Genomic DNA, 17,477 nt, shown 5'->3' on the forward strand with positions numbered 1-17,477 from the left:
CTCAGGTCGGTGTCAGCCCGTGGTATTTCTTGCCCAGTGCGAGCGTGGCCTGGAAAAAGCCTTCCTTGCTGCCGCAGTCGTAGCGGGTTCCGTCGTAGTGGTGCGCCAGTACACGGCGCTGCTTGAGCAGCGCGGCGATGGCGTCGGTGAGCTGGATTTCACGGCCCACGCCGGCCTGTGTGCGGCGCAAGTGGTCGAAAATCTCGGGTTCCAGGATGTACCGGCCCACGACGGCCTGATTCGACGGCGCGTCCTGTGGTTCGGGTTTTTCCACGATCTGTTCGACGCGGGTGTTGCGCGCGTCGAGCGGCGTGCCGGCGACCATGCCGTATTTTTTTGTGTCGGCGGGATCGATGGTCTGGATGGCGAGAACGCTGCCATCGTGCTGGTGGGCGGCATCCACCAGTTGGCGCGTGACCGAGGTGCGGGCATCCAGCAGGTCGTCGGCCAGCAGCACGGCAAAGGGCTCGTTGCCGACGATGGGTTCGGCGCACAGCACGGCGTGTCCCAGCCCCAGCGGCTGCGCCTGTCGGGTGTAGATGCAGTGGACGTCCGGTGGCAGGGTCGCGCGGATGGTTTCCAGCAGGGCCTGCTTGCCCTTGGATTCGAGTTCCGCCTCGAGCTCGGGCATGCGGTCGAAATGATCCTCGATGGCGCGCTTATGGCGGCCCGTCACGAAGATCAGTTCCGTGATGCCTGCGGCCAGTGCTTCTTCGACGGCGTACTGGATCAGGGGCTTGTCGATGATCGGCAGCATTTCCTTGGGCATGGCTTTGGTGGCCGGCAGGAAACGGGTACCCAGGCCTGCGACGGGGAAGACGGCTTTGCGGATCGGTTTCATCAGGGAGTCGTGGCGGGAGGAAGGGGCGCGCCCAGGGTCAGGGTCTGCTGGTTGCGCTCTGACAAAGGCCGGGGTGTGCGTCCCTGTTCGGCGGGCGGCGGGCCGAAGAAGCCCTGTCCGTAAGCCAGCAGCGCCAGATTGGCGATGAAGGCGAGTGTCAACAGGAATCGCATGCTTCGACCAGGACGGAAGGATGATGTGTAGCTAGTATATCAGCGGGGGTCGGGCTGTCCCAGGCTCGCCAGCCCATCCAGAACAGGGCTGTCCAGCCAGCGCGGCGGCGTTGCAAGGCCGGGAGCCGAGCGTGTCAGTGCCGCCTGCAAGGCCGCTTGAAGATATGGCGCCGCGCCGCCGCTGATGAACAGTTGCGGTGCAGGACCGGGATAGGCATCACAGGCCAGTCGCCACTGGTGCAGCACGGCGCCGGCCTGCGCAGCCGCGATGCCGCTGACGATGGCGCTGTCCGTGTCGGTCGGGAAATCGGCAATATCTCCTTGGGCCAGCGGCAGGCCGGCGGTGCCCTGAGCCAGGCTGCGCGCCATCAGGGCCGCGCCCGGCAGGATCAGTCCGCCGATGAACGCGGCGCGGCGCGCGCCGTCGGCCTGTGCTTGCCAGGCCAGGGTATCGATCGTGGTGGCAGTGCCGAAACTGGCCAGAATGCAGGGCGCCCCCGCCTGCCAGGCCGGATCGTCCTGGATGTGGTCCAGCGCCCCCAGCAGGCCCAGCCAGCGGTCGGCGCCCAGTTGAGCCGGCTGGCGGTAGCCATTGACCAGCCGGTCGTGGCCGTCGCGGGCGTCGTGCCAGAGCACGGGCAGGTTCCAGGCGGTGCGGCAGGCGCGCTCGAGTGTGTCGCGGACGCTGTGGCTGGCGACGTTGGATCCCAGGATGCGGAGCGGCGTGAAACTCAGGCGCGCGGCCAGATCGGACAGTTCCGTGTGCGCCAGAATCAGGGGCGGGGTACGGCGCCGGGATGCGCCCGGTTCCAGCCAGGCGATCTTGGCCCGGGTGTTGCCGATGTCGATCAGCAGGATCATCGTTGCAGCCGCACGGAGATCTCGCCGACCGAGATGGCCTGAACGCCTTCGGCATTGCGCAACAGCAGGCGGCCGTTGACGTCGATGCCGCAGGCCGCGCCCGTGTGCGTCAGGCGACCATCGTCGAGGATGTCCAGCATGCGGCCCGCCAGGCCGTCGATTTCCGCATAGCGGTCGGGCAGATCGGAGAAGCCCCGGGCGGTGGCGTGATTCAGCGCGTCATACCAGGACCGCGCCGCACTGCTGGCCAGCTCGGCCGCCGTGATGCGTGCGGCTGCGGGGTCCTCTCCCGCGACCTCGGCCCAGTCCGCGATGCGTCGGTTCAGTGATCGCGACAGCGCCCGGGCGTCTTCCAGGTTCAGGCCCATGCCGATGATGATGAGGTGATGATCGGCTGCCTGCGCGGTGCCCGAGCGGGTGGATTCGATCAGGATGCCGGCCAGCTTGGCCTGGTCCCAGAGCAGGTCGTTGGGCCATTTCATGGTCAGGCGCGCTCGCTGGTCGGGGTCGATATGCGCGCGCAGGGCATGGCAGGTGGCTATGCCGATCAGAGGCGCGAGCGCGGGCAGCTGACGGGCCGGCAGAAAGACGTCGAAGGCGCAGGAAAACATCAGGTTGGCGCCAATCCGGTTCTGCCAGGTGCGTCCGGCGCGTCCGCGCCCTTGTGATTGCAGGTGGGTGCCCAGCAGCCAGGGGCGGTCCGGCGGGCCTTCGGACCGGCGGGCGTACGTCAGCAGGTCGGCGTTGGTCGAGCCGGTCTGTTCGACCCAGTCCACCTGGCGGAATTGCGGCAGGCTTGCGCGCAGGGCGGTGGCCATGTCTGAAGGAGAGGGCAGGGCGCCGGCGGGAGCGTGGGATGGGCCAGTCATATAGGTAGAATGAGGTCTGGAGCAGACAGGAGAATCCGCGCAGCCATGAGTTTACGCACAGAACAAGCCGCATGCCAGGGTCAGGCTGGTCTGGTCGAGTACACGGTGGATCACCCCGAGGACTCGCCGTCGGGCTGGGCGCTGGTGCTGCATCCGCATCCCCTGCATGGCGGCACCCGTGACAACAAGGTCGTCACCACGGTGTCGCGCGCCTGCGTGCAGCATGGATTGCTGGCGGTTCGGCCCAATTTTCGCGGGGTGGGGGCATCGGCGGGCGTGTTCGATCATGCGGTCGGCGAAACCGCCGATATGGTGGCTGTCGTCGAACATGTCTTTCAGACCCGGCCCGAGGCGGTTTCGGGGCCTTGGGTGCTGGCGGGGTTTTCTTTCGGGTCGGCGGTGGCCGCCCAGTTGTACGCTGAGCTGGCAGACCGGGATCTGCCTTTGCCGGCCCGCCTGATGCTGATCGGCTGCGCGGTCGACCGGTTCAGCCACCGCGCGCTGTCGGTGCCGCCCGACACGCTCGTCATCCACGGAGAGCATGATGATGTCGTGCCGCTGTCCGAAGGCATGGACTTTGCGCGGGCGCATCGGCTGGCTGTCACTGTCGTGCCCGACGCCGGCCATTTCTTTCACGGCAAATTGCTGCTTTTGCGCCAGATCGTTCAGTCCGGAGTGGCGGGGCTGTAGTACCTGGCCCGGTCGTGCGCCACCCGGGGATGTCGTTTCAGTTGCTTGCGTTTTGTCTCGAATTGCGCCGACCGGGCCGGCCTGGCGTTTTTCCGTGCTGCCTATAATGGGCGTTTGTCGTTTCCTTCCCTCTCTTTCCTTTTTTCATGCCCATGAACGTTTTTCAGCCGCTTCCCCGTCGTTCCCGCCTGGCGCCCCTGGCGCTGGCCTGCTCGTTGCTGGTCTCCGGCGCGGCCTGGTCACAGGAATCGTCCGCGCCCGCTCTGGCGGCCGTGTCTGCGGCCGCATCCGCCCCGGCAGGGGTCGCCATGGTCAGCAGTCTGTCCAACATTCCCGCGCCGGTGCTGGGCGCCAAGGCCTGGCTGACGCTGGATGCCACCAGCGGCCAGATCATCTCGGCGCAGAGCCCCCAGGAGGCCGTCGAACCGGCCTCTCTGACCAAGCTGATGGCCTCTTATGTGATTTTCGAGGCGCTGGAAAGCGGTCGGCTCAAACTCGACCAAAAGGTCCGGGTCTCCGAAAAGGCCTGGAAAACCGAAGGCTCACGCATGTTCATCAATCCGAACACCGAAGTATCGGTGGATGAGCTGCTCCAGGGCATGCTGGTGCAATCGGGTAATGACGCGACCGTTGCGCTGGCCGAGGCCGTCGCCGGCAGTGAGTCGGCCTTTGTCGCGCTCATGAACCAGCAGGCCAAGACCCTGGGCATGAACCATACGAATTTCACGAACGCGCCGGGCCTGCCCGATCCCGATCACATGACCACGGTCGAGGACCTGGCGACGCTGGCGCGCGCGCTGGTCCAGCGTTTCCCGCAATACCGGCATTACGACAGCCAGAAAGAATTCACCTACAACAACATCAAGCAGAGCAATCGCAATCGCCTGCTGTGGATGGATTCCACCGTGGATGGCCTCAAGACGGGGCACACGCAGTCGGCAGGGTATTGCCTGGTGGCCACGGCGCTGCGCGATGGCCGGCGCGTCGTCTCGGTCGTGGTGGGGGCGGCCAGCGATGCGGCCCGTACCGAAAGCAGTCTCAAGCTGCTGAACTGGAGTTTCAAGAATTTCGACACCGTCAAACTGCTGGACAAGGACAAGCCGGCCGTGTCGGCGCGCGTCTGGGAAGGCGCCACCGAAAGCGTCCAGCTGGGGTTGTCCGAGCCCCTGTGGGTGACCGTGCCACGCGGACGCGCCAGCGACATCAAGACCGAGGCCCGCTACACGCAGCCGCTGATGGCGCCGCTGGCCCAGGGGGCGCGGGCCGGGACGCTCATGATCAGTCTGGATGGCAAGGAACTGGAGCAGCGGCCGTTGCTGGTGCTGAAATCCGTCGAAGAAGCTGGCTTCTTTGGCCGGATGCTGGACAAGATCCGGTTGTTGTTCGAGTAATGGCGACATGAAAACGATTCCTCCCGAAGAATCCCTGATCGTCTATCCCTGCGATTTTCCGATCAAGGTCATGGGCCGCGCGCATGATGATTTTGCGCGCGCCATGGCCGAGGTGGCGCTTGGCTTCGATCCGACCTTCGATCCGGCCTCCATCGAAATCCGTCCCAGCGCCAGCGGCAATTATCTGGGCCTGACGCTGACGGTGCATGTCACCTCGCGCGAACAGCTCGACAATCTGTACCGCGCCCTGCACGGACACGAGATGGTGTCCGTGGTGCTCTGATGCCGGACCTGCGGACGCGCTGGCTGGATCGCCCGGCCCCTTATCTGCAGGTCTGGCAGGCCATGCAGGATTTCACGGATGCGCGCGACGACGGCACCCCCGATGAGCTCTGGCTGGTGGAACATCCGCCGGTCTATACCCTGGGGCAGGCCGGCAAGCCGGAGCACATCCTCAATCCGCACGGCATTCGGGTAGTGCACAGCAACCGGGGCGGGCAGGTCACCTATCATGGCCCCGGCCAGGTGGTGCTCTACACGCTGGTGGATCTGCGCCGCCGCGGGGTTTTCGTCCGGGAATTCGTCATGCTGCTCGAACAGTCCGTGCTGGATCTGCTGGCGGACCTGGGCGTGGCGGGCGCCTGCCGCAAGCCCGGCGCGCCCGGGATCTATGTGCCCCAGTCGTCGCTGCTCCAGCCGCATGGAGACGCCCTGGCCAAGATCGCCGCGCTCGGGGTCAAGATCCGCAATGGCCGCGCCTATCATGGTGTGGCGTTGAACGTGGACATGGATCTCAGTCCCTTTCTGGGTATCAATCCTTGCGGTTATGAGGGCCTGCAGACAGTCGATCTGAAGGCCTGCGGCATCACGGCCAGTCCGACGTCGGTCGGGGAACGTCTGGCCGGGTTCTTTTCCGCGGCCTGGCAGGCCGCCGGCAATCAAGGAGACTTGCATGCAGCCACCGCTTTCCGATCTGGTCCTGGATGAGCGCCGCGATGGTGTTCTGACGCTGACGCTGAACCGGCCCGACCAGTTCAACGCATTGTCCGAGGAGATGCTGGCGGCGTTGCAGACGCGCTTTGACGCCTGCCGTGACGATGTCGCATTGCGGGTCGTGGTGCTGGCCGCGAATGGCCGCGCCTTTTGCGCCGGCCACGATCTGAAGCAGATGCGCGGCCATGCGGGGGATCGGGATTACTACCGCGATCTGTTCGGCCGCTGCGGTCGGCTGATGCAGTCCATCGTGCGCTGTCCCGTGCCGGTCATCGCACGGGTGCATGGCACGGCGACCGCCGCCGGCTGCCAGCTGGTGGCCAGCTGCGACCTGGCGGTGGCCGCAGAAAGCGCGCGGCTGGCCGTGTCCGGCATCAATGTCGGCCTGTACTGCGCCACCCCGGCCGTGGCGCTGACGCGCAATGTGCCCTTGAAAAGCGCCTTCGAGATGCTGGTGACGGGGCAGTTCATCAGCGCCCGTCAGGCCGTCGGGCGCGGGCTGATCAATCATGCCGTGGCCGATGCCGACCTGGATCAGGCCGTGCGCGGACTGGTCGATGCCGTTCTGTCCAAAAGTCCGGTTGCCGTGCGCGCCGGCAAGGCCATGGTCTACCGGCAACTGGGCCTGCCGTTGGATCAGGCCTATGACTATGCGGCTGACGTCATGGCCGAGAACATGCTGGCCGACGATGTGGGCGAGGGCATTGACGCGTTCATGCAGAAGCGTCCGCCGCAATGGCGGGGCCGCTGAGGTCGCGCAATCCAGCAGCTTGTTGATGCATCACAAGACATCGGGGGCTGTTCCTGCATTCCAATGATGGAGTCGTCTGAAACGGAACTCCGTCATGTCACTGCCCCGATCCGCTCCCGCTGCTTTCCTCAGGTGCCTGGCGCGCGCGGGAGGCGCGGCGCTGTTGCTGGTTCTGGGGATGAGCCTGGCCTCGGCCGCCGTCGCCGCATCCGATGGCGGTGTGTCACCGGATGCCATCGACGTGGTGGCCATTCCAGGGGGCGAGTTCACTTATCAGGCCGCCGGCGAGTTCCTGGATCAGGGGCGGCCCGTGGATGCGCCCCGCGTCCATGGCCGGGTCGAAGACGGTCATTTCATCATGCGCCGCCAGGTCAGCCAGGCGGAATACGCCCGCTGTGTGCGGGCAGGCGCCTGCAAGCGCCTGGACAAGGGCTTCCGCGACCTGGATTCGCCGGACCTGCCCGCAGTGGGGGTCAGCTGGGCCGACGCGACGGCCTATGCCGCCTGGCTGACGCGCAAAACCGGCCAGCACTGGCGCTTGCCTTTCTATACCGAGTGGGTGCGCGCGGCCGCCGATCGCTATCGCGAAGACGACGCCTTGCCGTCGGATCCGGATGATCCGGCCGTGCGCTGGCTGGCCGAGTACGAGCGTGAGATCGTCCGTTCCCGGGGCCGGATCAAGCCCGCGCAGCCATTCGGGCATTTTGGCGTCAATGTGCTGGGTGTGAGCGATATCGGCGGCAATATCTGGGAATGGACCGACACCTGTTTTGCCAGCCACAGCATGGGTGCGTTGCCGCTGGCGCCGCGTGAGAATTGCGGTGTGCGCATCCTGGCAGGCGCGCATATCGCGGCCATGGCCGACTTCATCCGCGACCCTCGCAATGGCGCCTGCTCCATTGGCTTGCCGCCGGCCAATCTGGGGTTCCGTCTGGTGCGCGTGGAGTGATCTTTTCCCCCGGCGATTCCAGGCCGGGACCCGGTCTGTCACCTTTCACAGCAAGGATTGCAGCGCGTCAAAAATTTTTACTGAAGTCCTGTCCATCTCCTGAATCTGTTTGATGCAGCGCAATAAGGGTTAACCCAGGTTGTGACAAGATTGAATTGTCAATCAGACGACATATCAAATCTGGGAGTTGAACATGAAAGTATCTCGTGAGGCCGCCGCTGCACTGATCGGACCCGACGGGCGTCGCCGCTTTCTGAAAGGCAGTCTGGGCCTGGGGGCTGTGGGCTTTCTCGGTGAGCTGTTGCCCGCCGCCGAAGCCAAAGAGCGCCCGCCCGTGTCTGCCGACGCCGTTGATACGCTCGAGCATGTCAAGGCCGAGCTGGTCACCCCGCCTCACGTGATGGCGCACGAGCAGGCGACCAAGGCCAAGCCGCGCGTGATCGAGTTCACCATGACCATCGAGGAAAAAAAGATCGTCATCGATGAAGAGAACGGCACGACGCTGCAGGCCATGACGTTCAACGGCTCGATGCCCGGTCCGACCATGGTGGTGCACGAGGGCGATTATGTTCAGCTCACCCTGATCAATCCGGACACCAATGCGCTGGAGCACAATGTCGACTTCCATGCGGCCACCGGTGCGCTGGGCGGGGCGCCGCTGACCACGGTCAAGCCGGGCGAGCAGGCGGTGCTGCGCTTCAAGGCCGACCGGGCTGGCGCGTTCATCTACCATTGCGCGCCTGAAGGCATGGTGTCCTGGCATGTGGTGTCGGGCATGAGCGGCACCCTGCTGGTGCTGCCGCGCGACGGTCTCAAGGACGAAAACGGCAAGCCGCTGCACTACGACAAGATCTACACCATCGGCGAATTCGACCTGTACATCCCGAAGGACGCGGAAGGCAACTACAAGACGTACGAAACGGCGTTGGAAAGCTACGGCGATACCGTCGAGGCCATGCGCAGCCTGATTCCGTCGCACATCGTGTTCAACGGCAAGGTCGGCGCGCTGTCCGGCGAGGGCGCCATGACGGCCAAGGTGGGCGAGACCGTGCTGTTCATCCACTCCTCGGCCAATCGCGATACCCGTCCGCACCTGATCGGCGGCCATGGAGATTATGTCTGGGAAACCGGCAAGTTCTCCAATGCGCCCGAGACCAACCTGGAAACCTGGTTCATCCGGGGCGGCTCGGCGGGCGCTGCGCTCTACACCTTCAAGCAGCCCGGCATCTATGCCTACGTCAATCACAACCTGATCGAGGCGTTCGAGCTGGGGGCCGCCGGTCACGTCAAGGTCGAAGGCCAGTGGAACGATGATCTGATGAAACAGATCATGCCGCCCAGCCCCATCAAGAAATAAGCCATGAACCCATGGGACCGCCGTGTTTGCCCGGCAGTCCCTGATACCAGGGCGGCCCCGTCGGCCGCCTCGAACCCGGAGAAAAACAAGATGTTCAAGATCATGACTGCGGCAGCCCTGTCCCTGGCGCTGCTGCCGACCCTGTCGATGGCCAATAACGCGGCCACCCTGAAAACCGGCGAAAAGCTCTACAAGAGCGCCTGTGTCGCGTGCCACAGTACCGGCGCGGCTGGCGCCCCCAAGCTCGGCAACAAGAAGGCCTGGGCGCCGCTGATCGCCAGGGGCATGGATGAAATGATGTCCGTGGCGCTCAACGGCAAGGGCGCCATGCCCGCGCGTGGCGGCACCAAGGCCGATGACGAGACCCTGCGCGCCGCTGTAGAATACATGGTCAGCCGCGCGCAGTAATCAAATTCCCTCCACGGGGTCATGCGGGCCGCAGGCGAATGCCTGGCGGCCCGCATGTCGTTCAGCCTGTGTGTGCTCGCCGTGGAGAAGCCGCAGTTGCCGGGCCAGCATTTCCACCAGCGCCTGGATGGCCACCGTGCTGGGAAAGCAGGCGTTGCTTTGTGTGGAAAAGGTCAGCACACAGTCGGCGTGCAGCGCCATGGGGGCGAGATGGCTGTCGGACAGGGCCAGCACACGGCAGCCCTGGGGCCGCAGCGACTCGGCCAGTTCGATGATCTCGCGGGAGTAAGGGGCGTAACCGATCAGGACCGCGGCGTCTGCGGGGCGCAGATGGCGTGTATCCAGGCCCAGGGTGCCGCCCGTGTTGTGCAGCAGGTGCACGTCCGGGCGGAACAGGCTGCACAGGTAGCGCAGGCTGAAGGCCGCCGGATAACTGGACCGGAATCCGGCGATCACGATGCGCCCGGCATCCGCCAGCAGAGAGACTGCCTGGGCCATGGCGGTCTCGTTGGCAGACGCGAGGGCATGCAGATTGAGCGTCTGTTGATGGAGCGTGGATTGCCAGGCCGTCTGGCCGGTATCCGGGCGGTGGAGGAGGGATTGCGCGCGCGCAGTGTAGGCGCCCGCAGTCAGGAGGGCCTGAGTGAACACAGGCTTCAGGGCGTCCCAGCCGGCATAGCCCAGGTGCTGTGCCAGTCGTACCAGCGTGGCGGGCTGCACACCGGCCAGCGCGGCCAGCTTGCGCGCCGACAGGGTGGAGACCTGGGTCGGATGGTCGAGCAGGTAGCGGGCGGCTGTCTGGAACTGGGGGCTGAGGTCCGGATACCGGGTCTGGATGTGACGAGTCAGTTCATCCAGGGTGAGGGGGGCTGACATGGTTGTGGGAAAGCCTCTGCGCCGCGCCTGTGATGGATGCGTCCTAGCGGGCGGTCGCCCGGATTCGCCAGCGGGATGTTGTGTGCCTCGACGCCGTCCGGCGGCAGAAGGAGCGGCCTGGAAGTTGAATTAAATGTTGCGTGATTAATTATATGAGAAACACTCGTTGAGTCATCTCATGACCCATGTCGTTCATCGCCATCCCCGGCATACGCTGAACCGGGCTTGTTCATTCGCGAGGCGCGTGTGGTTTCCACAGGATGTCCGGCACGTCGGCGGCGCGGTTCAGGAAGCGCGCCAGCACGAAGCACAGGTCGGACAGCCGGTTCAGGTACTGTTTCACGGGTGGATGGACGGTGTCGGTCCGCGCCAGCGTGACGACCGAGCGTTCCGCGCGGCGGGCCACGGTACGGGCCAGGTGTGCCAGCGCGGCAGCCTGAGTGCCGCCGGGCAGGATGAATTCCCGCAGCGGGTCGAGCGTGGCGTTGTAACGCGCCAGTGCCTCGTCCAGGCGCTGCACATGCGCTTCGTTCAGCGACGTCCAGTCCGGAATGCAGAGTTCGCCGCCCAGGTCGAACAGATCATGCTGAATCTGGCCCAGCAGGGCGTCCACATCGGCCGGCAGGGCTTGCGCCCGCCACAGGCCGATCACGCTGTTGAGCTCATCCACATCGCCCAGCGCCGCGATGCGCGGCGCGTCTTTAGGCACGCGGGTCTTGTCACCGAGGCCGGTGGTGCCGTCATCCCCCGTGCGGGTGGCGACGATGGAAACGCGGGTCGGCATGGCGGCGTCCTGATGGAGAGAGGCGGCGTTCAGCCCTGGCCGGCAAGCTGGCGCAGCGCATCGCCGGTGACGCGCACGACGCGCCAGTCGTCCAGGATTTCGCCGCCGTGGTGCTTGTAGAACTCGATGGCGTTCTCGTTCCAGTCCAGCACGACCCATTCGAAACGGCCGCAGCCCAGCGCCACGGCCTGTGCCGCCAGGTGCCTGAGTACCCAGCCGCCGAGACCGCGGCCCCGGTGGGCGGGGGTGATGTATACATCCTCCAGATACAGGCCGCGCCGGTCCAGGAAACTGGAATAGTTGTGGAACCACATGATGTAGGCGATAGCCGTGGCCGGCGTCTCGGTCGGGGTGATGACCAGACAGTGGGCGGCCGGCTCCGGACCGAAGAAGCTTTGTTTCAGGCTGGCATGCGTGGCCTGAAAGATATCGGTCAGTTTTTCGAATTCGGCCATTTCGAGCATCAGGGCGTGAATGGCCGGAATGTCGGATTCGGTGGCGGGCCGCAGGTCGTAGCCGGGGACTGGGGTAGACAAGAGATTCTCTGTTTCGCGGTATGCTTGGGTGAACAGACAGGAGTGTAGCCCATGCATTTTCGTGCTTTGCGGACCCGGTGTCTGGCGCTGGCCTGCGCCTTGCCTCTGACGGGCGGTGCCGCCCTGCCAGGCGTGCTGCCGCTGGCTGCCGTGGCCTTGGCCGCACCCGGCGCGGTGCTCGCCGCGACGCCCGTGCGGGCCCAGGCCAGTGGCGAGGTCGTGCGGGTGAACGCCGGGGCGGGCAAGATCGCCATTCGTCATGGCGCCATCGGCAAACTCGACCTGCCCGCCATGACCCTGATGTATCACATCGATCCGGCGCTGCTGGTGGGGATCGCGGTGGGCGACGCGGTCGATTTCACGGCCGAGCGGGCCGACGGTCAGTACCGTATCGTCGAACTGAAGAAAGACTAGCGCCTGTTCACACGAATCCTGCCTTACAGGACGTAGCGCGCCAGGTCCTGACTGCCGGCGGCCTCGGACAGCTTGTCGTTGACGTAGGCGGCGTCGATCACCACGGTCTGCGCTCCCGGACTGGCGGCTTCGAAAGACAGGTCTTCCAGCAATTTTTCCATCACCGTGTACAGGCGCCGGGCGCCGATGTTCTCGGTGCGCTCATTGACCTCGAAGGCCAGCTCGGCCAGCCGCTGGACGCCGTCCCCGGTGAATTCCAGGGTGACGTCCTCGGTCGCCAGCAGGGCGCTGTACTGCTTGGTCAGCGAGGCGTCGGTCTCGTTCAGGATGCGCACGAAGTCTCCGGCGGACAGAGAGTCCAGTTCCACCCGGATCGGAAAACGGCCCTGGAGTTCGGGGATCAGATCCGACGGCCGGGACAGGTGGAAGGCGCCGGAAGCGATGAACAGGATATGGTCGGTGCGCACCATGCCGTACTTGGTGTTGACGGTGGTGCCCTCGACCAGCGGCAGCAGGTCGCGCTGCACGCCCTGGCGCGAGACGTCCGCGCCGCCCTGTTCCTGCCGCGCGGCGATCTTGTCGATCTCGTCCAGGAACACAATGCCATGCTGTTCGGCCAGCGTCACGGCCTGGGTGCGCAGTTCTTCTTCGTTGATGCGGCGCGCGGCTTCTTCCTCGACCAGCAGCTTGAAGGCTTCTTTGACCGACAGCTTGCGTGATTTTGTCTTTCCCTGGGACAGGCCGGCGAACATGCCGCGCAACTGCTCGGTCATTTCCTCCATGCCGGGAGGGGCCATGATTTCCATGTGCGGTGGCGTCTGGGCGACCTCGATGTCGATCTGCGTATCGTCCAGCCTGCCCTCGCGCAGGCGCTTGCGGAACACCTGACGGGTGTTGTTTTCCTCGCGTTCAGGTTCGCCGCGGGCGTTGTGCGGGGGCGGCAGCAGGGTATCCAGGATGCGGTCTTCTGCGGCATCCTCGGCCTGAGTGCGCACGCGCCGCATCGCAGTCTCGCGCGTCTGCTTGAGAGCGACCTCGACGAGATCGCGCACGATCGTGTCCACATCGCGCCCGACGTAGCCCACCTCAGTGAACTTGGTGGCCTCGATCTTGACGAAAGGCGCGTTGGCCAGACGGGCCAGGCGGCGGGCGATTTCGGTCTTGCCCACGCCGGTGGGGCCGATCATCAGGATGTTCTTGGGGACGATCTCATGGCGCAGCGGTTCGGGCACCTGCTGGCGGCGCCAGCGGTTGCGCAGCGCCACGGCGACGGAACGCTTGGCCTTGTCCTGGCCGACAATGTGCTTGTCCAGTTCCGAGACGATTTCCTTGGGGGTCATGGGGGTGGCGTCAGACATGATGGGTCTAGAGCGTTTCGACGGTGTGGTTCTGGTTGGTGTAGATGCACAGCTCCCCGGCGATCTCCAGGGATTTCTTGACGATGTCGGCGGGGGGCAGTTCCGTGGCCTCCAGTAATGCGCGCGCGGCCGACTGGGCAAAGGCGCCGCCCGAACCGATGGCGGCGATGCCGTGCTCGGGTTCCAGGACGTCGCCGTTGCCCGTCAGGATCAAGGTATGTTCGCGATCGGCCACGATCAGCATCGCCTCCAGCCGGCGCAACACCCTGTCGGTGCGCCAGTCCCGGGTCAGTTCGACGGCGGCGCGCATCAGGTGGCCCTGGTGTTTTTCCAGTTTGGCCTCGAAGCGTTCCTGCAGGGTGAAGGCATCCGCCGTGGCGCCGGCGAAACCGGCCAGGACTTTGTCGTGATAGAGCTTGCGGATCTTGCGGGCCGTGCCTTTGATGACGATATTGCCCAGCGTGACCTGGCCGTCGCCTCCCAGGGCGACTTCTTCGCCGCGGCGGACGCAGACGATGGTGGTGGCGTGAAATTGTTCCATGCGGTTCTCTCGAGTGGAACAGACCACATGGGGACGGTTGGCGAAAAATCAAGCCGGAGGATCAGTCTCCGTAGAGTTTCTGGCGCATCTCGCGGCGTTCCTGGGCTTCGAGCGAGAGGGTGGCCGTGGGCCGGGCCAGCAGGCGCGGAATGCCGATCGGCTCGCCGGTCTCCTCGCACCAGCCGTATTCCCCCGCGTCGATGCGGGAAATCGATTGCTGGACTTTTTTGAGCAGCTTGCGCTCGCGGTCGCGCGTGCGCAGTTCCAGGGCGTGTTCCTCTTCGATCGTCGCGCGGTCGGCCGGGTCCGGCACGTATTGGGTCTCGCGCAGATTCTCGGTCGTGGCGCCGGCATTGGTCAGGATCTCGTGTTCGAGCTGGTGCAGGCGGTCGCGGAAGAACGCCAGCTGGGCCTCGTTCATGTAGTCCTTTTCAGGCATCGCCAGCAGTGCTTTTTCCGTGAGCGGCTTGCCCTGGGATTTGGTGCTGGATTTGGTTGCCATGTTGTGTCCTCTTTATTATGTGTCGGATCCTGTCGGCCGCGACCGAAGGGGGGGGTGGGGCGACAGTGATGTAACGTTCAGGCCAGGCATTGCTCGAGTCCCTGGGTAAAGATGTCCTGGGGGAGTTTACGGCCAATGAAGACCATCCGGGTATTCGGTTTTTCACTGGCAAGCCAGGGCTTGCCGGGCTCGGCGCCGAACATCATGTGGACCCCCTGGAACAGCATGCGGCGATTGATGCCCTTGATGTACAGGATGCCTTTGTAGCGCAGCAGATCGGGACCGTAGACCTGGACGATGCCGCCGAGGAAGTCCTCCAGCCGCTCCGGGTCGAAGGGACGGTTGGCGCGGAATACAAAGGCGCCGATCTCGTCGTCGTGATGGGCGTGATGATGATCGTGATGGCCGTGGCCGCAGGCGGGACCGCACTCATGGCCGTCGTCATCGTGGTCATGCCCATGATCGTGGCCGTGATGACCGTGATGATCGTGGCTGCCGTTCTCCTCGGCGAGGAATTCCGGATCGATGTCCAGAATGGCATCCAGATCGAATCCACTCACATCCAGCAGGGTGTGCAGATCGGTTTCGCCGAAATGCGCGGGCAGGATGGTGGCGCGCGGGTTGATCCGCACCAGCCGGGCGCGCAGGGCCTGGTAGTCGGCCTCGTTGACCAAATCCTTTTTGGAGATGAGGATGCGGTCGGCAAAGCCGACCTGGCGCTGGGCTTCTTCCTGGCGGTCCAGGGTGGCCATGCCGTGCTTGGCATCCACCACCGTGACGACGGCATCGAGCCGGTAGGTGGCGGCCACCGCGTCGTCCATGAAGAATGTCTGGCAGACCGGACCGGGATTGGCCATGCCGGTGGTCTCGATGATCACGCGATCGAAACGCACGCCGCCGGCCGAGCGCCGGGCGGCGAGGTCGCCCAGGGTCCGGATCAGATCGCCGCGCACGGTGCAGCAGACGCAGCCGTTGCTCAGTTCCACGACCTGCTCTTCGCGGTCCTGGACCAGCAGGTCGTTGTCGATGTTTTCCTCGCCGAATTCGTTCTCGATGACGGCGATGCGTTGGCCGTGGAATTCCGTCAGGATCCGGCGCAGCAGGGTCGTCTTGCCCGCGCCCAGAAAACCGGTGAGCACGGTGACGGGGGTCAGGGAATCGGCGGATGGAGCAGTGTTCATGATGGTCTCGGATGCGATGCACCGCCCTTGCCACGCCCGGTACCGGGGGGATGAGGCCCTCCCGGAGGCGGGATAGGGGCGGCGATCAACGTGCGATTACATCATAGGCCCGGGTTTAGGGCAAACCTGGAGGCCGTTTCCTGCGGGACGCATGAAACAAGTGTAACGACGGAGAGCCTGAGGACGTCAGGGCTTACTTTTTCATGCCGTCCTTGCCCATGTGCTCCTTGCCCATGCGGTCCTTGCCCATGCGGTCTTTACCCATGGCGTCTTTGCTCATGTGATCCTTGTCCATGCCCATCTTGTCCTTGTGCATGGCCTGGGCGGACGCGGCGGGCTTGTCCATGCCCATGGCGTCCTTGCCCATCGCGTCAGCGGCGAAGGCCGAGGCGGAACCCAGTGCGAGGCAGGCGGAGAGTGCGGCGGTGGTGAACGTGTTTTTCATCGTGTTTCCTTTCAAGGGAGGTTGAGCGCGGCGGATGCCGCAGTAGAGAAAAGGGGGGCATTCGTCAGCTGCCGCCGAACCAGTTGTAGCCCTGGTCTTCCCAGTAGCCGCGGTTGAAGGTGTTGCTGACGAAGATGGCTTGAACGTGTTTGGGATTCTTGTAGCCGAGCTTGGTGGGAATGCGCAGCTTCATCGGAAAGCCGTATTTCGGCGGCAAGGGCGCGTCGTTCCAGTCCAGGGCAATCAGGGTTTGCGGATGCATGGCAGTCGCCATGTCGATGCTGGTGTAGTAATCGTCGCTGCAATGCACGCCGATGTAGCGCGCGCGCATGTCGGCGCCGATCATGACCAGAAAGTCGCCCAGGCGGGGGCCGCTCCATTTGCCGATCGCGCTCCAGCCTTCGACGCAGATATGACGCGTGACCTGTGTGTATTGGGGCAGATCGCGGAGATCGCGCAGCGACCATGGACGTTTGCGGGTGACCAGGCCGGAGACTTCGAGCCGGAACGCCTCGCCATCGATCTGAGGTGCCTGGTCTTCGCCATAGAATGCGTTGAATGGGAAGGGTCGCGTGATCATGGCGTCCGGGTAAGTGGGCGCAAGCTGCGACGGGTCGAACAGTTTGCCCTGCGCCCAGTCATTGAATTGCGAGATTCGCGTCAAGGCTGCTTCGGCCGTGGCGTTGTTGTCGATCACGCAACCGCTGAGCAGGCCGACCCCGCCCAGGGTCAGCCCGCGCGCCAGGAACCGGCGGCGCGAGACCTGTGGCAGCTGTTTCTGAATCAGGGCGCGCGCCTCGGTCACGACGGCCTCGGCGTTGTCCTTGCGCCAGAGCGAGAATTTCATGATGAGGTGTGTCCGGCAGGTCGGCGGGGTTGCGACCTGCCCGAAATCATGGTGAGCAGCGTTTTCGGCACCAGCACGGCCATGGCGATATGGATGATGGCGAACGCGGCGATGACGGCCATGCTCAGGAAATGTATCCACCGGGCCGCCTCGTACCCGCCCAGGAGGTCGCGCAGCAGCGGGAATTGCACGGATTTCCAGAGGACCAGGCCGCTCAGGACCAGGATGACGAGATCCAGGATCGCGAACAGGTAGGCGGCGCGCTGCACCTGGTTGTAGCGGCCCGGGTCCGAATGCGTGAGGCGGCCCGTGAACGCCAGGCGCGTGTCGTTCAGAATCCCGCGCGCCGACACGGGGAACAGGCGGCGGGACGTTCTGCCGGTGACCAGGCTGAAGATCAGGTAGAGCAGTCCATTGAGGACGAACAGCCACATGCCGGCAAAATGCCACTGCAGCGCGCCACCCAGCCAGCCGCCCAGCGTGATGCTCCTTGGGAAGGTGAAATCGAGCAGGGGGGAGGCGTTGTAGATGCGCCAGCCGCTCATGATCATGATGAGGACGGCCAGGGCATTGATCCAGTGCGTCATCCGAAACCACAGGGGGTGCAGCGGTTTGCGATGCTCGGTCAGAGAGGTCAAATCAAATTGCATGGGCGCATTATGTGATCGCTCCGTTATCGGAATCCTCACCAAGAGTTCAAAAAAACGTGA

General features: G+C 64.7%; 23 protein-coding genes. 9 read left to right on the plus strand and 14 right to left on the minus strand.

Features of this window, described 5'->3' with window-relative positions; all coding sequences use genetic code 11:
• Position 1: 1 nt before the first annotated feature.
• The 4 genes from galU to ACK5JE_RS06940 are packed head-to-tail and all read right to left on the minus strand — an operon-like array spanning position 2 to position 2,693.
• Positions 2–841 (minus strand): UTP--glucose-1-phosphate uridylyltransferase GalU, encoded by an 840-nt coding sequence (gene galU, locus ACK5JE_RS06925; RefSeq protein WP_416800962.1) that lies wholly within the window; start codon positions 839–841, stop codon positions 2–4.
• Positions 841–1,014 carry a hypothetical protein gene (locus ACK5JE_RS06930; RefSeq protein WP_416800963.1) on the minus strand — a complete coding sequence of 58 codons (174 nt, stop codon included), beginning with the start codon at positions 1,012–1,014 and terminating at the stop codon, positions 841–843. Before ACK5JE_RS06930 ends, galU begins: the two co-directional genes overlap by 1 nt.
• A gap of 39 nt (positions 1,015–1,053) precedes the next feature.
• Positions 1,054–1,875 carry a type III pantothenate kinase gene (locus tag ACK5JE_RS06935; protein WP_416800964.1) on the minus strand — a complete coding sequence of 274 codons (822 nt, stop codon included), beginning with the start codon at positions 1,873–1,875 and terminating at the stop codon, positions 1,054–1,056.
• Positions 1,872–2,693: a biotin--[acetyl-CoA-carboxylase] ligase gene (locus ACK5JE_RS06940; RefSeq protein WP_416800965.1), complete on the minus strand. Its 822-nt coding sequence runs from the start codon at positions 2,691–2,693 to the stop codon at positions 1,872–1,874. Before ACK5JE_RS06940 ends, ACK5JE_RS06935 begins: the two co-directional genes overlap by 4 nt.
• A gap of 96 nt (positions 2,694–2,789) precedes the next feature.
• Between ACK5JE_RS06940 and ACK5JE_RS06945 the strand changes: the two genes are divergently transcribed.
• The 8 genes from ACK5JE_RS06945 to ACK5JE_RS06980 all read left to right on the plus strand — a co-directional run bounded on the left by ACK5JE_RS06945 (position 2,790) and on the right by ACK5JE_RS06980 (position 9,283).
• Positions 2,790–3,434 (plus strand): alpha/beta hydrolase, encoded by a 645-nt coding sequence (locus ACK5JE_RS06945; RefSeq protein WP_416800966.1) that lies wholly within the window; start codon positions 2,790–2,792, stop codon positions 3,432–3,434.
• Positions 3,435–3,586: 152 nt separating this feature from the next.
• A complete protein-coding gene (locus ACK5JE_RS06950; protein ID WP_416800967.1) occupies positions 3,587–4,825 on the plus strand; it encodes a D-alanyl-D-alanine carboxypeptidase family protein in 1,239 nt (412 codons plus the stop codon).
• Between the two features lie 7 nt (positions 4,826–4,832).
• The gene (locus ACK5JE_RS06955; protein WP_416800968.1) at positions 4,833–5,108 is read left to right on the plus strand and encodes a DUF493 family protein; all 276 of its coding nucleotides are present in this window, start codon (positions 4,833–4,835) and stop codon (positions 5,106–5,108) included.
• On the plus strand, positions 5,108–5,812 hold the full coding sequence (gene lipB, locus ACK5JE_RS06960) for a lipoyl(octanoyl) transferase LipB (RefSeq protein ID WP_416800969.1): 705 nt from the start codon (positions 5,108–5,110) through the stop codon (positions 5,810–5,812). The genes ACK5JE_RS06955 and lipB overlap by 1 nt, the downstream gene beginning before the upstream one ends.
• Positions 5,778–6,569, plus strand: coding sequence for an enoyl-CoA hydratase (locus ACK5JE_RS06965; protein WP_416800970.1), 792 nt, complete (start codon positions 5,778–5,780; stop codon positions 6,567–6,569). The genes lipB and ACK5JE_RS06965 overlap by 35 nt, the downstream gene beginning before the upstream one ends.
• A 94-nt stretch (positions 6,570–6,663) precedes the next feature.
• Entirely contained in the window at positions 6,664–7,518 is an 855-nt protein-coding gene (locus ACK5JE_RS06970) for a formylglycine-generating enzyme family protein (protein ID WP_416800971.1), read from the plus strand.
• A gap of 193 nt (positions 7,519–7,711) precedes the next feature.
• A complete protein-coding gene (gene nirK, locus ACK5JE_RS06975) occupies positions 7,712–8,875 on the plus strand; it encodes a copper-containing nitrite reductase (RefSeq protein WP_416800972.1) in 1,164 nt (387 codons plus the stop codon).
• 90 nt (positions 8,876–8,965) lie between these two features.
• Entirely contained in the window at positions 8,966–9,283 is a 318-nt protein-coding gene (locus ACK5JE_RS06980) for a c-type cytochrome (protein WP_416800973.1), read from the plus strand.
• On the opposite strand, the gene ACK5JE_RS06985 is transcribed toward ACK5JE_RS06980, so the two are convergent.
• The 3 genes from ACK5JE_RS06985 to ACK5JE_RS06995 all read right to left on the minus strand — a co-directional run bounded on the left by ACK5JE_RS06985 (position 9,284) and on the right by ACK5JE_RS06995 (position 11,407).
• Complete coding sequence (locus ACK5JE_RS06985) at positions 9,284–10,159, minus strand: MurR/RpiR family transcriptional regulator (RefSeq protein WP_416800974.1); 876 nt, start codon at positions 10,157–10,159, stop codon at positions 9,284–9,286.
• Between the two features lie 229 nt (positions 10,160–10,388).
• Positions 10,389–10,943: a cob(I)yrinic acid a,c-diamide adenosyltransferase gene (locus tag ACK5JE_RS06990; protein ID WP_416800975.1), complete on the minus strand. Its 555-nt coding sequence runs from the start codon at positions 10,941–10,943 to the stop codon at positions 10,389–10,391.
• A 29-nt stretch (positions 10,944–10,972) separates the two neighbouring features.
• Positions 10,973–11,407 (minus strand): GNAT family N-acetyltransferase, encoded by a 435-nt coding sequence (locus ACK5JE_RS06995; RefSeq protein WP_416801075.1) that lies wholly within the window; start codon positions 11,405–11,407, stop codon positions 10,973–10,975.
• A gap of 123 nt (positions 11,408–11,530) precedes the next feature.
• Between ACK5JE_RS06995 and ACK5JE_RS07000 the strand changes: the two genes are divergently transcribed.
• Positions 11,531–11,893 carry a copper-binding protein gene (locus ACK5JE_RS07000; RefSeq protein WP_416800976.1) on the plus strand — a complete coding sequence of 121 codons (363 nt, stop codon included), beginning with the start codon at positions 11,531–11,533 and terminating at the stop codon, positions 11,891–11,893.
• A 23-nt stretch (positions 11,894–11,916) separates the two neighbouring features.
• Here ACK5JE_RS07000 and hslU read toward each other — a convergent pair whose 3' ends face one another.
• The 7 genes from hslU to ACK5JE_RS07035 form a co-directional block, all read right to left on the minus strand.
• Complete coding sequence (gene hslU / locus ACK5JE_RS07005) at positions 11,917–13,233, minus strand: ATP-dependent protease ATPase subunit HslU (RefSeq protein WP_416801076.1); 1,317 nt, start codon at positions 13,231–13,233, stop codon at positions 11,917–11,919.
• 25 nt (positions 13,234–13,258) lie between these two features.
• Entirely contained in the window at positions 13,259–13,792 is a 534-nt protein-coding gene (gene hslV, locus ACK5JE_RS07010; protein WP_416800977.1) for an ATP-dependent protease subunit HslV, read from the minus strand.
• A 61-nt stretch (positions 13,793–13,853) separates the two neighbouring features.
• Positions 13,854–14,294, minus strand: coding sequence for an RNA polymerase-binding protein DksA (gene dksA / locus ACK5JE_RS07015; protein WP_416800978.1), 441 nt, complete (start codon positions 14,292–14,294; stop codon positions 13,854–13,856).
• Between the two features lie 77 nt (positions 14,295–14,371).
• Complete coding sequence (locus ACK5JE_RS07020; protein WP_416800979.1) at positions 14,372–15,475, minus strand: CobW family GTP-binding protein; 1,104 nt, start codon at positions 15,473–15,475, stop codon at positions 14,372–14,374.
• Between the two features lie 193 nt (positions 15,476–15,668).
• Complete coding sequence (locus ACK5JE_RS07025; RefSeq protein WP_416800980.1) at positions 15,669–15,920, minus strand: pentapeptide MXKDX repeat protein; 252 nt, start codon at positions 15,918–15,920, stop codon at positions 15,669–15,671.
• A 64-nt stretch (positions 15,921–15,984) separates the two neighbouring features.
• A complete protein-coding gene (locus ACK5JE_RS07030; RefSeq protein ID WP_416800981.1) occupies positions 15,985–16,767 on the minus strand; it encodes a molybdopterin-dependent oxidoreductase in 783 nt (260 codons plus the stop codon).
• Complete coding sequence (locus ACK5JE_RS07035) at positions 16,764–17,417, minus strand: cytochrome b/b6 domain-containing protein (RefSeq protein WP_416800982.1); 654 nt, start codon at positions 17,415–17,417, stop codon at positions 16,764–16,766. Before ACK5JE_RS07035 ends, ACK5JE_RS07030 begins: the two co-directional genes overlap by 4 nt.
• Positions 17,418–17,477: the final 60 nt, after the last annotated feature.

Origin of the sequence: Castellaniella sp., from assembly GCF_047971665.1 — a bacterium.
Lineage (GTDB): Bacteria > Pseudomonadota > Gammaproteobacteria > Burkholderiales > Burkholderiaceae_B > Castellaniella.

Bases quoted from the DNA above. Each gene is read 5' to 3' on its own strand.
- ACK5JE_RS06990 (WP_416800975.1), bottom strand. From the start codon at position 10,943: ATGCCGACCCGCGTTTCCATCGTCGCCACCCGCACGGGGGATGACGGC.
- ACK5JE_RS06980 (WP_416800973.1), top strand. From the start codon at position 8,966: ATGTTCAAGATCATGACTGCGGCAGCCCTGTCCCTGGCGCTGCTGCCG.
- ACK5JE_RS07030 (WP_416800981.1), bottom strand. From the start codon at position 16,767: ATGAAATTCTCGCTCTGGCGCAAGGACAACGCCGAGGCCGTCGTGACC.
- ACK5JE_RS06955 (WP_416800968.1), top strand. From the start codon at position 4,833: ATGAAAACGATTCCTCCCGAAGAATCCCTGATCGTCTATCCCTGCGAT.
- ACK5JE_RS06950 (WP_416800967.1), top strand. From the start codon at position 3,587: ATGAACGTTTTTCAGCCGCTTCCCCGTCGTTCCCGCCTGGCGCCCCTG.
- lipB (WP_416800969.1), top strand. From the start codon at position 5,108: ATGCCGGACCTGCGGACGCGCTGGCTGGATCGCCCGGCCCCTTATCTG.
- ACK5JE_RS06930 (WP_416800963.1), bottom strand. From the start codon at position 1,014: ATGCGATTCCTGTTGACACTCGCCTTCATCGCCAATCTGGCGCTGCTG.
- galU (WP_416800962.1), bottom strand. From the start codon at position 841: ATGAAACCGATCCGCAAAGCCGTCTTCCCCGTCGCAGGCCTGGGTACC.
- ACK5JE_RS07020 (WP_416800979.1), bottom strand. From the start codon at position 15,475: ATGAACACTGCTCCATCCGCCGATTCCCTGACCCCCGTCACCGTGCTC.
- nirK (WP_416800972.1), top strand. From the start codon at position 7,712: ATGAAAGTATCTCGTGAGGCCGCCGCTGCACTGATCGGACCCGACGGG.
- ACK5JE_RS07035 (WP_416800982.1), bottom strand. From the start codon at position 17,417: ATGCAATTTGATTTGACCTCTCTGACCGAGCATCGCAAACCGCTGCAC.
- ACK5JE_RS06985 (WP_416800974.1), bottom strand. From the start codon at position 10,159: ATGTCAGCCCCCCTCACCCTGGATGAACTGACTCGTCACATCCAGACC.
- ACK5JE_RS06940 (WP_416800965.1), bottom strand. From the start codon at position 2,693: ATGGCCACCGCCCTGCGCGCAAGCCTGCCGCAATTCCGCCAGGTGGAC.
- hslU (WP_416801076.1), bottom strand. From the start codon at position 13,233: ATGACCCCCAAGGAAATCGTCTCGGAACTGGACAAGCACATTGTCGGC.
- ACK5JE_RS06965 (WP_416800970.1), top strand. From the start codon at position 5,778: ATGCAGCCACCGCTTTCCGATCTGGTCCTGGATGAGCGCCGCGATGGT.
- hslV (WP_416800977.1), bottom strand. From the start codon at position 13,792: ATGGAACAATTTCACGCCACCACCATCGTCTGCGTCCGCCGCGGCGAA.
- ACK5JE_RS06995 (WP_416801075.1), bottom strand. From the start codon at position 11,407: ATGCTCGAAATGGCCGAATTCGAAAAACTGACCGATATCTTTCAGGCC.
- dksA (WP_416800978.1), bottom strand. From the start codon at position 14,294: ATGGCAACCAAATCCAGCACCAAATCCCAGGGCAAGCCGCTCACGGAA.
- ACK5JE_RS07000 (WP_416800976.1), top strand. From the start codon at position 11,531: ATGCATTTTCGTGCTTTGCGGACCCGGTGTCTGGCGCTGGCCTGCGCC.
- ACK5JE_RS06935 (WP_416800964.1), bottom strand. From the start codon at position 1,875: ATGATCCTGCTGATCGACATCGGCAACACCCGGGCCAAGATCGCCTGG.
- ACK5JE_RS07025 (WP_416800980.1), bottom strand. From the start codon at position 15,920: ATGAAAAACACGTTCACCACCGCCGCACTCTCCGCCTGCCTCGCACTG.
- ACK5JE_RS06945 (WP_416800966.1), top strand. From the start codon at position 2,790: ATGAGTTTACGCACAGAACAAGCCGCATGCCAGGGTCAGGCTGGTCTG.
- ACK5JE_RS06970 (WP_416800971.1), top strand. From the start codon at position 6,664: ATGTCACTGCCCCGATCCGCTCCCGCTGCTTTCCTCAGGTGCCTGGCG.